Origin of the sequence: Mesotoga sp. UBA5557 (genome assembly GCF_002425715.1) — a bacterium.
In the GTDB taxonomy this organism is placed as follows: domain Bacteria; phylum Thermotogota; class Thermotogae; order Petrotogales; family Kosmotogaceae; genus Mesotoga.
In genome coordinates this window covers 15,280-27,876 of record NZ_DIMV01000052.1, presented here as the reverse complement: position 1 = coordinate 27,876, position 12,597 = coordinate 15,280, and the positions used below count along the sequence as shown (strand labels likewise).

Below are 12,597 nucleotides of genomic sequence, written 5' to 3'. Positions count from 1 at the left end.
CGACAATGCTCTTTCTCGGTTGATCTTATCGTAGGACGGCTCTTCAAAGCGAAAAGCGGTTCTTCAATCGCAAAACGGCTCTTTGGCGAGCGATCTTACACAGAAGGAATTTGGGATACGTTGCCCCCTACGATGAGTTAGTTATATGATCATTATCCATGGTCTGTGAACCCGGAAGCTTTCGAACCTGACTTTAACCTTCGGGAAGTCTTCTCCGAGTGTTACAAACTCCGCAGTACCGTCAGGATTAAGAAGTACGGTGTCTTCACTGAACAGACCGCCTATCCTTGGACAAAGTACATAGCTGGCAGGAGATCTTATCTCAATCAATGAGTTCGGAGCAAATGAAAATCTTTTCTGAATGTAACCGATACTTCCCCCAGGGCTGAAGTGTGTTATCTCATCTACCGCATTAAGAGCAATATATGCGTTTCTAATCTCTTCGTATACTTCGCCCATGCTCTTTGCCCTCATTATCGCAACAGCAGCCTTGGCGGCAACGCCGGAGGCTCTCTCGTGCTTCTCCTCAATTGCTTGAGGCAACGCTCCAAAATGGAAGTATCTGCTGAGAGAAACGGAAAGTCCTTGCTTCCTTATTGTCGCCCTGAGCATCAAATAACGGTCTATCTTTTTTGCTGTTGAAACCGGATAAGGAGACTTTGTGATTCTCTCATCGGAAGCTACGCACAAAGTTGGAGCTTCAAGTCCTGACTCGATAAAGATAGCCCTCAATACTTTTTCGATTTCCAGCTCCGTCATACCGGGTTGCAGTTCAGGTGCAAACTCGCACAAGATATTCTCAGTAAGCTTTCCAACTACTCTCAGACGCAATATCTCTCGATCGTCGAGAATTTGCATTTTCTCATAGAAGGACTTTTCCAAAGGCACATAGTTTGAGCAGGAGTGAAAACATTCACAATCAACTGCGGTCTTTCTGAACTTTTCACATATTTTGCTTATTGTCTCCCTGCAGTTTTTATATTCATCGATAGCAAGTATCTCAATCCCCGCCGGAAGAATCTCGTCCTTGATTCTTTCAGCATCGTAGCTTGGACTAAGTGCAACTACCATCGATTCCGTGACTAGAAGCCAGAAAGCTCCGAAGTCAGCCGAAGTGTCTATTCTCGGATCGACCTCGCCTTTGAAGAACCACTGAATATTCGAGTTTCTTGTCAAGAGGACTGCTTCTACGGAAGCTTCCCCGATGTATTCTCTGACAACCTCGTGTCTAGTCAAACACACCCCTCCACCTCACATTAAACCTATTCTATCAGAGGAGACAATATATATTCAGCGAATATGCACTGATAGACTTTCATACTTCGGTTCCTTGTTCCGACGGAATTTGTAAGCATTCAAAATAGACTTCCGTTCTTAGTGATATGGTATAATTGCTGTGATTTCTGTAGTTGTTGTATAGAGCAGTTCTGCAATGATTGCTGTCGATTCCTTATATAGGTTATCATGCGAGGAGGGGATAAAATGCAAATTGGTGAGTATGTTAAAAGCGCCGACTGGAAAAGCGAAAAACACGTGCCGGTTATTGACATTCCTGAAGCTATTAAGCCGGGTGAAGCATTCAATGTAGAGATCACGGTGGGCAAAGAGATTTCTCACCCAAACACTATCGAGCATCATATCAAATGGTTCGATCTGTACGCAATCTATGATGATGGCCAGTTTCTGATTCATCTGGGTCACATCGAGTTCACTCCTGTAACAACACAGTCTAAGGCAGTTTTTAATGTGAAACTTGAGAAGTCAGGTTCTCTAATCGCCACCTCTTACTGCAATATACATGGTCTCTGGGAGAGCAGTAAGAGAGTTGATTTCTGATTAAGGAGGTTGGCACGATGAAGTACAGATGCACTATCTGCGGTTATATTTACGATCCCGAAATTGGAGACCCCGATAACGGCGTAGATCCCGGGACCACTTTTGAGGATGTTCCAGAGGATTGGGTTTGTCCGCTTTGCGGAGCTAGCAAAGACGACTTCGAACCAGTCGACTGAGATGAGGCGGGAGAATCACTCCCGCTTTTCTTTACCTCAACGGGGGTGTTACTGTGAAAGATTATGTGATAGCCCTTTCCGGCGAAGCCGGGCAGGGGTTGAATACAATTGGCGATATGCTTGCACTAAGTCTCTTCAGAAATGGCTACTGCATCTTCACAGACAAGAGTTACCACTCAAGAATAAGGGGCGGAGAGTACGTCTACAGAATTCGGATCTCGGAGTCTCCTCTTCACTCGATGCGACAGGAGTTCGATCTAATAGTTTCTCTTAGCAAGAATACTACGCTTTCACAGCTAGAGTACTTCCACGATGGGACAACTCTTGTGTTCGATTCCGACTCAGATCGTGTAACACAGGAGGATGTCGATTTCAGGCTTAATGTGAAAGACTTTCCCTTCAAATCGATCGCCAAAGAGGCCGGGGAACCAAGAGCTCAGAATGTTGTTGCACTGGGTGCTATCCTCAGCCTATTCAAAGTAAAAAAGGAGATCCCTTCTCGACTCATCGAAGAGGTCTTCTCCGGAAAGGAAGAGGTAATCAAACCAAATCTCGAAGCGTTGAAGAAAGGTTACGATCTTCCTCTGTCGATAGAGGTACCCGATTTTGACGTCCAGGAGCACGACTACTTTCTGATGAACGGAACTGAAGGTACAGGTTTGGGAGCGATAGCTGCCGGCTGCAGATTCCTCGCTGCATATCCCATGACACCAGGTACGGGAGTCATGACATTCCTTGCCGCAAACGCTGAGAAGCACGGAATTGTTGTTGAACAGGCCGAAGATGAGATTGCTGCAGTGAATATGGTTATCGGTGGCGCATTCGCGGGGGCTCGTTCTCTTGTCACGACTTCAGGAGGCGGTTTTGCGCTCATGCAAGAAGGTGTCTCACTTGCCGCGATGACTGAGACTCCTCTGGTTATAGTCGATGCTCAGCGTCCAGCTCCGGCAACTGGTCTGCCGACGAGAACGGCTCAAGAAGACCTCCTCTTTGTCGTAAACGCCGGACATGGAGAATTTCCGAAGTACGTTGTCGCACCAAGAACCCCCAAAGACGCCTTCGAGTTAACTGAAAAGGCGTTCTTCATTGCCGACAAATATCAGATTCCTGCGATCATTCTACTAACCGAATCGCTCGTAGACTCCTCGGCAACCGTAGAAGCACCTATACACAAAGACGAGTTGCTCGAGAGGTTCATTGTTGAAGGAGACGAAGGATACCGAAGATTTGAGATTACCGATGACGGCATCTCTCCAAGAGCAGTCCCCGGAGGTAAGGCTTTGGTTAGGGTAGACTCCGATGAACATGATGAATATGGGTTCATAACCGAGGACCTCAATATAAGGAAGAAGATGGTCGAGAAGAGAATGAGAAAGATTGATGCTCTGCTCGGTGAACTTGCCGCTCCCGCCAAGTTCAATCTCGATGCCCCCTTGATTCTAATAAGTTGGGGCGACAGCTGGGGAGCTATCGACGAGTTTACTGTTGGCAGAAAGGATATTGGTTACGTCCACTACACCGAAGTCTTTCCAATCGATCCCGAGATTAAGGAAGAACTGGAAGGGAAGAGACTTGTTACCGTCGAAGGGAACTTCACGGGGCAGTTTGCCAGTTTACTGAGGTCGAAGACCGGTCTTCCTATTGAGCACATAGGTAGATACGACGGCCGTCCGATCAGCGCAAACTGGATAGAGAAGACGCTCAAAGAGGAGGGGATTATATGAGTTTTTTGAGAGAAGTTGACCCGGCATGGTGTCCCGGATGCGGGAACTTCCCCCTCAGAATGAATCTTGCGAGCACTCTCGAGGAGATGGGGGTAGATAAGTCTCATTTTGTGATGGTAACCGGAATAGGGCAAGCCGCCAAGATGCCTCACTATTTGGATATCAGTTTCTTCAACGGACTGCATGGAAGAAGCCTTCCAGTTGCCTTTGCAATAAAGGCAGTGAATCCGGAACTCACAGTTATTGCCGAGTCTGGAGACGGAGACATGTACGGTGAGGGTGGAAATCATTTCATTCATGGAATTCGAAGGAATTTCGACGTTACTGTTCTGATTCATGACAACCAGATTTATGGCCTCACAAAGGGACAGGGATCTCCGACTACCGGTAAAGGCCAGAAGACAAGTTCTCAGCTGCAGGGTGTTATAAACGAGCCGTTGAATCCTCTCGCACTGGCGATAACGATGGACGCCGCCTTCGTAGGCAGAACTTTCACTGGTGACAAGGAACACTTCTTCAAGGTCGTTTCTGCTGCGTTCAATCACAAAGGTTTTTCCGTGGTCGATATAATGCAGCCCTGTGTGACTTTCAACAAAGTGAATACGCTCAAGTTTTACAAGGAAAGGCTTTACGACGTGAGTGAAGAGAACGGCAACTACGATCCGACCGATAAGCCAAACGCCTTAAAGAAGGCCCTAGAATGGGGCGAGAAGATTCCTATGGGAGTTTTGTACTTGAACGAAAAGGAGACGTATCACGAACTCCATCCTGTTCTCAAAAAGAAGATCGTTCTGGCAAATGAGAGAAGGCAGATTGATATTTCTGCTGAGATGGAAGCCTTCAGGTAAAGAGCATAGAGATCCAAGTAAATATCGGTGACAGAATCAGGGCCGGAAGAAAGTTTCCGACCTTGATTTCTTTTATTTCAAGCAGTCTGATTCCCAGCCCGAGAAGCATTAGTCCCCCAACACCGGAGAAATCTCCCATGTATTGAGGGGTCTGTAGAAAGGAAAGAACACCTGCAAGAGATACTAGCCCTCCCTGTACAAGGTATACTGCTGCTGCAGAGAGGAGCACACCCTTCCCGAGAGTCGCGGCAAGCATTACAGATGATATTCCGTCCATAAGGGATTTGATGTAAATGAGCTCATTCTCTCCCGAGAGACCTGCACGTAGCGATCCGATAACCGTCACCGGGCCTGCAACGAAGAGAACCGAAGCAGTTATGAATCCCTTGACGAAGTTTGCATCTTCGCTTCTCTTGCCCACAAGTCTCCCTATCTTCTCCTCAATATCAAAGAATTCTCCTATAGCCCCTCCGACAATAAGACTACCGAGCACGACGAGGACGCTGTTGGTATCGAGAAACATGCTAATTCCCAGACCCATTGTCAGGAGTCCTATTACTTGAAAGAAGACCTTTCTATAGCGCTCCTTCAGAAGTTTTCCACCGAAGAGTCCTAGCAATGATCCAATGATTACAGCGACGGTATTGACAATGACAGAAATATTCAACATCTCTTATCTCTCCTAATAAATAGAATCAACTCTTCTTCGCTTTGAGGGAAGCGGCGGAAAAGTTTGTAGTAGTTTAGCAGATACCGCTCCTTCTCTTCAAGTCGCTCCCGATGAAGATTAAGGTCAACATAGTCAGCAACAGTAACAAAAAAGTCAATTCTTCCATCTTTGAGATTCATAACATGTGTCGCTAAGTCCATAAACTCTGCCGGCCAGTGGGTCGCCACTACGACCGTCTTGTTTTCACTCTTTTCTACGTTCAAAATCTTCCGTACGGTTGCGACCGCCTTTTCATCTAGGCCGGATGTCGGTTCATCCAACAAGATGATCTCTCTATCGAGCGCGATTATCGAGGCGATTGCGACAAGTCTCTGTTCGCCGCCGGAAAGAGATAGAGGTCTCCTCGTTCCGAACTCGGCAAGATCAAAGCCTATCGATTCGACCATTTCTTCCAGACCTCTGGAAGCATTTCTTCCCGATCTCCTGATACCGAACTCTATCTCCTCTTTCACCGTGGCGTTGAAAAAACAATCCTCGGGATACTGGAAGATCATCGAGGAGATCGAAGAGAGGTCGCGGGATTCGCAATCAATTGCTCCTTCATCGGGTTCGATGAGACCGCAGAGAAGCTGGAGAAGTGTAGTCTTACCGGCACCGGTCCTTCCAGTAAGTATCACGAAGTCTCCCCGCTTCAAATCAAACGAAATCTTCTCAAGAGCCGGAATCCTCGAGTCCTTGCCCGGTCCCCTATAGGCGAATGATGCTTTACGAACCTTCAGCATGACTGGACTATCTCAAAAGGAACCGACATCCCGGCTTCATAGAATAGCGAAGGAGTCCTCTTGAGTTCTTCAATACCCCCGTCGAAGAGCTTTCTCCTGTTTCCGATTATCACGAAGCGATCAAAGCCCACGACTTCAGAGAACCTATTAGTTGCGAATAGTACAGAAGTCTCTGAACCGACAATTTCTGAAACCGTTTGCAGTATACTCTCTCTATCTTGCCTATCCATCATAGAAAGAGGTTCATCAAGCAGCAGAATAGATGGTTCCGAAATCAAGGCGGCAGCAATGGATACGAGCTGACGCTGCCCACCCGAAAGCGTAAGGATGTCTCGATCCAAAATCTCCGTTAAACCGAATTTCCTGGCAGATTGCTGGATTCTTTCGAAAATTCTGTTCCTGTCCAGTTGCAGAGATTGAAGCGGAAAGGCAAGATTCTCTTCCACGGTCGCGCCAAAAAGTGCAGACTCGGGATTCTGAAAGACCATTCCGATTCCGCCATCTAGAGTAATCTTCCCAGAACTGAATCTTTTCAGGCCGGCAATCGTTCTAAGAAGAGTTGTCTTCCCCGAACCATTTCGTCCAAGAAGCGCTACGCTTTCTGCCTTTGAAACATCGAGAGAAAAGCTTTCCAGGATCTTTCTTCCATCGGCATGCACGGTTACAGCTTCAAGAGACAGAAGAATATCACAGCTTTCTCGAGACATAGACTCTTATACCGCCTGATTTCGTCGTAGTAATAACATTTCCGAAAGTCGTTTTCATTATCCCTTCAAGTCTCGACCCGCCTTTATTATGATAGGCGACTATCTGAAGTCTTCCATTTTCAGTTAAGAATTTCGGCGCTTCACAAATCAGCTTTTCCCAAACCGCTTTGCCCGCAGCCATGGGTGGATTAGAGAGAATCGAATCGAATCGAAAACCCTCCCATGGATCGTAGAGATCGCCTTTGCGGATGTCAGCTAGCAGATTGAAGTCCCTCGCATTGATCTTCGAAAAAGTCACCGCCCTGGTATTAGTGTCACTCATGAAAAGCTTTAGGTCGGGGTTTTCAAGTTTGAGGGTTATTCCTATTGGCCCGTAGCCACAGCCCAAATCCAGAAGATTCTCTTGGCCGTCCAAAACACAGTTTTCGATCAGTATAAGAGAGGCCCTATCGGCTTTTCCGAAGGCAAAGACGCCATCCGGACTCTTAAAGGAATACGAATGACCGTTCTTCAGCCTGAACGTGGCGGTTTTAACTCTTTCCGGAGCTTCTGTCTGGTCCGTATAATAGTGCCGAAAGTCTTCTCTCATCCAAGTCTGCCCAGCTTTCTTCCTCCGAGTATATGGAAGTGGAGATGCTCGACTTCCTGACCGGAATCGCTGCCTTGATTGACTATGAGCCTGTATCCGCTGCTTTTTATTCCTTTTGACTCGACGATCTCATTCACCAGTGAGAACAGACTCTTGACGGCTACTCCATCACATTCTGCCAGCTCTTCGAGTTTCGCGATATGCCTTCTTGGAACGATTAGAATATGGGCCGGAGCCGAAGGATTGATGTCGTCAAATGCCACGAAAGTTTCGTTCTCTGCAATGTAACTGCTCTTGATTTCTCCGTTGGCGATTTTGCAGAAGATGCAGTCCAATGATCTCACTCCCTATCAATATAGTGATTCTTCATTATCTCTACAAGTAGATCCGCGGACCTTCCCGAAAGATTCGCGAAGTTCCTGTCGAAGTCTCTATTGGACTGTTCGTCAGCTCTGTCGAGAATAGTCTTCAGGACGATAAATCCGCAACCGTTCTCGTAAGCGACTTTTGCGAATGGTGCCGAATCCATGTCAAGTGCAAGTCCTCCATATGAGGAGTGCACTTCATCTCTTATAGATGAGTTTGCAACTACTGCATCGCCGGATAGAATCTTTCCAAACTTTCCTGCCTTGAAATATACTCTGAGGAACCTCATAAGAAGACTGTCCGATGCCTTCATAACCATCTTACCTTCGCTGAGAGGAAAGACTGTGTCGTACTCCTCGAATTCAGTGCCGACTACAACGTCACCAATTTCCACGGACTCATCTATCCCAGCCGCACCCGAAGTAAGGACCGCAAGTCTTGGGCTGAATCGATCTATCATCTTTTGTGTAATCATTGAGGCCTCGACTTTGCCCACAAACCCTCCACAGGCCACGACTTCGTTATTGCCTATTACTCCTCTGCAGTAGTGCCTTCCAAGAATCTCGCCCGATTCGAGGACAAGCATACTGTCCATCACAGGTCTCACTTCTGGAAGAAAGACGCCGAGAGCAAGAATCATGTCAACACCTCCATAGAGGATTATAACAAATAGGGGACCTCCGGTCCCCTATTCTTCTTCGTCGTCCTCGGCCGATATCTCTTTCACGAGTTCAGCCCAGGATTTGTTCACCTCTTCGAACTCCTCATCTTCAACGGAATATAGGTAGGGATTCTCATCGTCATCGTATTCAACTCTAAAAACAATGTACCCATCTTCTTCTCCGGCCAGTGAGACATCCTGTCCTTCTTCATAGAACTCCTCGACGACCCAGTAAAGCTTTCCATCGCTCTCAAGCTCGGCAATTACGTCGAAATGATGTTCTACTCCTTCTTCATCTGTGACCGTAAATCTGTCAAACTCAGCATCCTCTCCATGATCATGATCACAGTCAGGATCTGTACATTCGTCGCAGTCATGCATTTCAAGTTCTTCTCTTTCTTCCATCATAAACCTCCATTATTTCGCGATTCGGTTCATAGTAACATAGTAACGTTGAAGACGCAACTTGATGACCGATGAATAATCTTATACACTGTATCTGGAGTGTGAAGGCAGTGCTTGAAATCGAGAGAAAGTTCCTCTTTGGAAAAGATTTGCCAGTAGAAATTATCGAAGAGGCAGAAAGACACCAGTTGATTATTCAGTGGTATCTAGACCATCCCGATAGGCGGAGAATAAGACTCGGAGTTGATGAATCTGAGATTTCTCTACTTGAGACCGTGAAATCTGGGAGCGGTCTCATTAGGGAAGAGGAAGAAAAGTATCTCGATCCTGCCAAGATCACCGAGATAGCTGAACAACTCAAGACATCCAGGGCAGTTATTAAATCGAGGCATATTTTTGCTCGCATGCAAGTTGAGGGTGTAATTGACTGGTATCTTCTTCCCCAGATAGGGTATGTTTTTGAAGTTGAAACGTCCAGTCCATTTGTGAGACTTCCCGATCCATGGGAATACTGGATGCAACCGCAAGAAGGGTTTAGAGAAGTCACCGAAGAACCATATTACACAGCTAGATCTCTCGCAGTGGTTGTTCACGACATTGAAAACATCTTTCCTATGAGTTTGCCACTGATTAGCAAAAAACAGATGAAAAAATTTGAGATGCTCCTGAAACTGATCTACTAGAGCCCTAGCCCTTATCTATTTGAAGTGCAGAAGTAAGCAGTTCCAGATAGCTCTTATCGCTGTTCATTGTACGGAGGGACAGATCCACGACGAAAACTCCATGCACTGAAATCTTCTTTCTATTTGAATCTTTGTAGCCAGCTCCATCATGAATAGCGAAGAATCTCCCGTTGTCCTGGCCGAGATAGATCAGCGTATGGCCCGGCATATACAGTGGATTTCCGGGTCTTAGGGACCGCAACTGAACCTTCCTTTCTTCTGAATTTCCCTCGAAGAGAATTTTGTTCTTGGATCCCAGCATTTCCTGAGCCCAAGCATCTCTGGGAAGTACGAGGCCAAAAGAGGCGAAGATATCCTGAACGAATCTCGAACAGTCCCTCCTGTTGTAGAGGCCTCCCCAGCCGTAACGCTCGCCGAGCATCTTGAAGGCTTGATTTAATATCTCCCTGCCGGTGAGCTTCAAGTTCCCGATTCTTACATCTTCGCTCATTCTCACAAGGCCTTTTCGAAAACTCAGCGAGCCCAATCTCTCTCTTGCAGGAATCTTGACTGTGAAACAACCAAATGGTCCTTGCGCATGGAGATTCTCGCTTTCTTCGGGATCCTCAAGAGGGAGTTTGTCTCCCATTTGCAGAAACAAACCCGAAGAATTTAGTTCAAAGGGGTCAGGCTCGATCTCTACTCTGCTGCCAGTTGCAAGGAGGAAGTTACTCGACCGGTAGAAGTTCTGTACAGAGAGCCTGCTTTCCGTAGCGGCAGAATCATTTGCCTTCAGCCAGCCTCTGTAACCTGGGGTTTGAACGAAAAGCCACGAAGTGTCCCTGCTGCGCGCTAGAACCACAAATGGTGTCCCAAGGCTTACAGAAGTCAACTGGAGGCGGTCATTGTCGATATACTCGTCGCAGGAAATGAAATCTGTGGGCAGCGCTCTCAGATGAGTCCTCCGAGTCACGATGCCAAACTTCTCGGCAATATCTTGATCAAGGATAGCGGTAGCATTGTCAACGATGTCTCCGCGAATTCCCGAAGGGACAATCTCTCCTTCATTGCTCAAAAGAGGAGTTTGCATGAAGTGCTCGGGAATTGAACCGTTGATCATTGCTCTTACTTCATCAAACACAAGTCTCAAAGGAAAGTTTTCGAGCTTACAGGCAAATGCAGCGCGACCAGAAGCTTCAGCGCGTGAGATAACCGATCCGTTGAAAGCATGAATCTCATCCTCACTCAGCCACTCTTCATCTGGATCGGTCATCTTCTCGCACCAGAAGTTCGATTGCTGCATCTCTTTTGAAACGTTCTCCGGAAAGACCATGTACCGCTCAGAAGCCTTCTTCATCTTTGAAAACACCCCTTCCCGCTGCCTATTTGATTGCTCCCACTGTAATTCCTTGCAGGAAGTACCTCTGGAAGGCAAGGAAGACAATGATCATAGGAATTGCCGAGTAAGTAGCACTGGCCATTAGATACGAATACTGCATTGGAACCTGTTCCTGCAAGAGAGAGAGTCCTGCCTGAAGAGTTCTCATCTCCGAAGTGTTAGTAACAATCAGCGGCCAGAGGAAACTGTTCCACTGCCCCATGAAAGTGAAAATCCCCAGCACCGCCATTGCAGGCTTTGAAATAGGCACGATTATCTTCGTGAATGTCCTGAATTCGCTTGCACCATCGATTCTCGCCGCCTCGATGATCTCGGTTGGAACAGAGACCATAAACTGTCTCATCAGAAATACTCCGAAGGGAGCAGCAATCGCAGGCAAGATCAGCGCCTGATATGTGTCTACCATACCCATTTTCGAGATCAGGATGTATAGAGGCACAAGTGTTACCTGCGTAGGTATCATCATCGATGCAATGTATATAGAGAAGATCACTTTGCTTCCTGGGAATTTCTTCTTTGCAAGGGCGTAACCGGCCATGGCACAAACAAAGATCTGAGCAAGTGTGACCGTACCCGCAACTATGAAGCTGTTCAGAGTCCATCTGAATATTATCTTCCTTTCGAAAAGGTCCTTGAAGTTCTGGAGAGTAGGATTCTTTGGTATGATATCCGGAGGGAACTTCATGGTCAAAGATGGCTGAGTAAAGGCAGTGGCCACCATCCAGTATAGAGGAATGAAGGCGAGGGAAGCGAGTACTCCGAGAATCACCAAAGAGATCGCCTTTTTTATATTAGTCTTGGTCTTTGCTTTCATAACCGATCACCTCAATACTCCACATTGGATCCCAGCCACTTGAACTGGATTATTCCAAGTACAACCAGGATTGCGAACATAACCATTGACATTGCAGAAGCAAGCCCAAGGTTATAGTTCTTGAAGGCAGTTTCATAAATCAAATAGGCAATTGTCGTTGTTGAGAACTCTGGACCACCGCTTGTCATGATGTAGATATTCGAAAAGGTCTGAAAGTTCGCGATCGTTCCCATAACGAGAGCATAGAGGATAGTTGGCTTCAACAATGGCACCGTGATCTTTCTGAAGACCGTCCATGAGCCTGCGCCTTCCAGTGTGGCAGCCTCAAAGTAGTATTCGGGGATCGATGCCATCGCTGCCGAAAGAAGAACTATAGTCGAACCTCCCCCCATTATTACCTGCATAATTATCAGCGATGGCATTGCCGTCAAGGACCTTCCAAGCCATACTACCGGTTCCAGCCCGAGAACGGTCATAAAATAGTTCAGAAGTCCGAAGTTCGGATTGAAAACCCATAGCCAGATCATTGAAATGATGACGGCAGAAGTAACATGCGGCAGATAGAAGGCCGCTTTGAAAAAAGTTCTTATGCCTTTTCTGAACGGGTAGATGAGCACTGTAACAAGCAAAGCCTTTCCAAGCCATAGCGGAACTACACCAAAAGTGTAGACAAAAGTGTTTCTAAGAGACTTCAGAAAGAGCCAATCGCTCAGAATGCGTTTATAGTTGTCGAACCAGATAAATGTCTGTGAGAAGACGTTGTACTTGAACATACTGAGGTACATGCCCCAGCCAACCGGTACAAGAAAGAATACTGCAAACAGGGCAAAATGCGGAAGAATGAAGAGATATCCCGATCTACCCCTCCACACGTCGTTCAAGGTAGTTTTCCGTCTTATTGGTTTAACTGGAATCTGCTCCAAATCGATCACCCCATTAAACGGGAACAGCCCCGTGC

Annotated in this window: 16 protein-coding genes; 5 read left to right on the top strand and 11 right to left on the bottom strand. The window is 46.7% G+C overall.

Annotated elements, in window-relative coordinates:
• Nucleotides 1-141: 141 nt before the first annotated feature.
• Nucleotides 142-1,242 (bottom strand): M24 family metallopeptidase, encoded by a 1,101-nt coding sequence (locus B3157_RS06330; protein WP_292589678.1) that lies wholly within the window; start codon nucleotides 1,240-1,242, stop codon nucleotides 142-144.
• 240 nt (nucleotides 1,243-1,482) lie between these two features.
• Here B3157_RS06330 and B3157_RS06325 point away from each other — a divergent pair, with 240 nt between their 5' ends.
• Genes B3157_RS06325 through B3157_RS06310 form a run of 4 tightly spaced genes read left to right on the top strand, consistent with a single transcriptional unit; the run spans nucleotide 1,483 to nucleotide 4,584 of the window.
• A complete protein-coding gene (locus tag B3157_RS06325; protein WP_214060179.1) occupies nucleotides 1,483-1,836 on the top strand; it encodes a class II SORL domain-containing protein in 354 nt (117 codons plus the stop codon).
• A gap of 17 nt (nucleotides 1,837-1,853) precedes the next feature.
• On the top strand, nucleotides 1,854-2,012 hold the full coding sequence (gene rd, locus B3157_RS06320) for a rubredoxin (RefSeq protein ID WP_099830765.1): 159 nt from the start codon (nucleotides 1,854-1,856) through the stop codon (nucleotides 2,010-2,012).
• A 53-nt stretch (nucleotides 2,013-2,065) separates the two neighbouring features.
• Entirely contained in the window at nucleotides 2,066-3,736 is a 1,671-nt protein-coding gene (locus B3157_RS06315; RefSeq protein ID WP_214060180.1) for a 2-oxoacid:acceptor oxidoreductase subunit alpha, read from the top strand.
• Nucleotides 3,733-4,584, top strand: coding sequence for a thiamine pyrophosphate-dependent enzyme (locus tag B3157_RS06310; protein ID WP_214060181.1), 852 nt, complete (start codon nucleotides 3,733-3,735; stop codon nucleotides 4,582-4,584). The genes B3157_RS06315 and B3157_RS06310 overlap by 4 nt, the downstream gene beginning before the upstream one ends.
• Here B3157_RS06310 and B3157_RS06305 read toward each other — a convergent pair.
• Genes B3157_RS06305 through B3157_RS06275 form a run of 7 tightly spaced genes read right to left on the bottom strand, consistent with a single transcriptional unit; the run spans nucleotide 4,577 to nucleotide 8,764 of the window.
• Entirely contained in the window at nucleotides 4,577-5,254 is a 678-nt protein-coding gene (locus B3157_RS06305; protein ID WP_214060182.1) for a DUF554 domain-containing protein, read from the bottom strand. The two genes, B3157_RS06310 and B3157_RS06305, sit on opposite strands and share 8 nt — an antisense overlap.
• On the bottom strand, nucleotides 5,248-6,036 hold the full coding sequence (locus B3157_RS06300) for an energy-coupling factor ABC transporter ATP-binding protein (RefSeq protein WP_292589673.1): 789 nt from the start codon (nucleotides 6,034-6,036) through the stop codon (nucleotides 5,248-5,250). The genes B3157_RS06305 and B3157_RS06300 overlap by 7 nt, the downstream gene beginning before the upstream one ends.
• A complete protein-coding gene (locus tag B3157_RS06295; protein WP_214060184.1) occupies nucleotides 6,030-6,743 on the bottom strand; it encodes an energy-coupling factor ABC transporter ATP-binding protein in 714 nt (237 codons plus the stop codon). The genes B3157_RS06300 and B3157_RS06295 overlap by 7 nt, the downstream gene beginning before the upstream one ends.
• Nucleotides 6,724-7,332, bottom strand: a complete 609-nt coding sequence (locus tag B3157_RS06290) for a class I SAM-dependent methyltransferase (protein ID WP_214060185.1) — start codon at nucleotides 7,330-7,332, stop codon at nucleotides 6,724-6,726. The genes B3157_RS06295 and B3157_RS06290 overlap by 20 nt, the downstream gene beginning before the upstream one ends.
• Entirely contained in the window at nucleotides 7,329-7,676 is a 348-nt protein-coding gene (locus B3157_RS06285) for a histidine triad nucleotide-binding protein (protein ID WP_243392428.1), read from the bottom strand. Before B3157_RS06285 ends, B3157_RS06290 begins: the two co-directional genes overlap by 4 nt.
• Nucleotides 7,673-8,338: a 5'-methylthioadenosine/S-adenosylhomocysteine nucleosidase gene (locus tag B3157_RS06280; protein ID WP_214060186.1), complete on the bottom strand. Its 666-nt coding sequence runs from the start codon at nucleotides 8,336-8,338 to the stop codon at nucleotides 7,673-7,675. The genes B3157_RS06285 and B3157_RS06280 overlap by 4 nt, the downstream gene beginning before the upstream one ends.
• A gap of 48 nt (nucleotides 8,339-8,386) precedes the next feature.
• Nucleotides 8,387-8,764: a DUF1292 domain-containing protein gene (locus tag B3157_RS06275; protein WP_103134196.1), complete on the bottom strand. Its 378-nt coding sequence runs from the start codon at nucleotides 8,762-8,764 to the stop codon at nucleotides 8,387-8,389.
• A 110-nt stretch (nucleotides 8,765-8,874) separates the two neighbouring features.
• On the opposite strand from B3157_RS06275, the gene B3157_RS06270 reads away from it, so the two are divergent.
• The gene (locus B3157_RS06270) at nucleotides 8,875-9,447 is read left to right on the top strand and encodes a hypothetical protein (protein ID WP_214060187.1); all 573 of its coding nucleotides are present in this window, start codon (nucleotides 8,875-8,877) and stop codon (nucleotides 9,445-9,447) included.
• A gap of 4 nt (nucleotides 9,448-9,451) precedes the next feature.
• Here the strand turns inward: B3157_RS06270 and B3157_RS06265 are convergent, their stop codons facing one another.
• Genes B3157_RS06265 through B3157_RS06255 form a run of 3 tightly spaced genes read right to left on the bottom strand, consistent with a single transcriptional unit; the run spans nucleotide 9,452 to nucleotide 12,571 of the window.
• Nucleotides 9,452-10,783, bottom strand: a complete 1,332-nt coding sequence (locus B3157_RS06265; RefSeq protein WP_292589666.1) for an SH3 domain-containing protein — start codon at nucleotides 10,781-10,783, stop codon at nucleotides 9,452-9,454.
• Between the two features lie 25 nt (nucleotides 10,784-10,808).
• The gene (locus B3157_RS06260) at nucleotides 10,809-11,639 is read right to left on the bottom strand and encodes a carbohydrate ABC transporter permease (RefSeq protein WP_099830753.1); all 831 of its coding nucleotides are present in this window, start codon (nucleotides 11,637-11,639) and stop codon (nucleotides 10,809-10,811) included.
• A gap of 11 nt (nucleotides 11,640-11,650) precedes the next feature.
• Nucleotides 11,651-12,571 (bottom strand): carbohydrate ABC transporter permease, encoded by a 921-nt coding sequence (locus B3157_RS06255; protein WP_292589663.1) that lies wholly within the window; start codon nucleotides 12,569-12,571, stop codon nucleotides 11,651-11,653.
• Between the last annotated feature and the right edge of the window lie 26 nt (nucleotides 12,572-12,597).

Excerpts from the sequence above, each read along its gene's own strand:
- B3157_RS06325 (WP_214060179.1), top strand. The coding sequence starts at position 1,483 with ATGCAAATTGGTGAGTATGTTAAAAGCGCCGACTGGAAAAGCGAAAAA.
- rd (WP_099830765.1), top strand. The coding sequence starts at position 1,854 with ATGAAGTACAGATGCACTATCTGCGGTTATATTTACGATCCCGAAATT.
- B3157_RS06310 (WP_214060181.1), top strand. The coding sequence starts at position 3,733 with ATGAGTTTTTTGAGAGAAGTTGACCCGGCATGGTGTCCCGGATGCGGG.
- B3157_RS06305 (WP_214060182.1), bottom strand. The coding sequence starts at position 5,254 with ATGTTGAATATTTCTGTCATTGTCAATACCGTCGCTGTAATCATTGGA.
- B3157_RS06300 (WP_292589673.1), bottom strand. The coding sequence starts at position 6,036 with ATGCTGAAGGTTCGTAAAGCATCATTCGCCTATAGGGGACCGGGCAAG.
- B3157_RS06295 (WP_214060184.1), bottom strand. The coding sequence starts at position 6,743 with ATGTCTCGAGAAAGCTGTGATATTCTTCTGTCTCTTGAAGCTGTAACC.
- B3157_RS06290 (WP_214060185.1), bottom strand. The coding sequence starts at position 7,332 with ATGAGAGAAGACTTTCGGCACTATTATACGGACCAGACAGAAGCTCCG.
- B3157_RS06280 (WP_214060186.1), bottom strand. The coding sequence starts at position 8,338 with ATGATTCTTGCTCTCGGCGTCTTTCTTCCAGAAGTGAGACCTGTGATG.
- B3157_RS06275 (WP_103134196.1), bottom strand. The coding sequence starts at position 8,764 with ATGGAAGAAAGAGAAGAACTTGAAATGCATGACTGCGACGAATGTACA.
- B3157_RS06265 (WP_292589666.1), bottom strand. The coding sequence starts at position 10,783 with ATGAAGAAGGCTTCTGAGCGGTACATGGTCTTTCCGGAGAACGTTTCA.
- B3157_RS06260 (WP_099830753.1), bottom strand. The coding sequence starts at position 11,639 with ATGAAAGCAAAGACCAAGACTAATATAAAAAAGGCGATCTCTTTGGTG.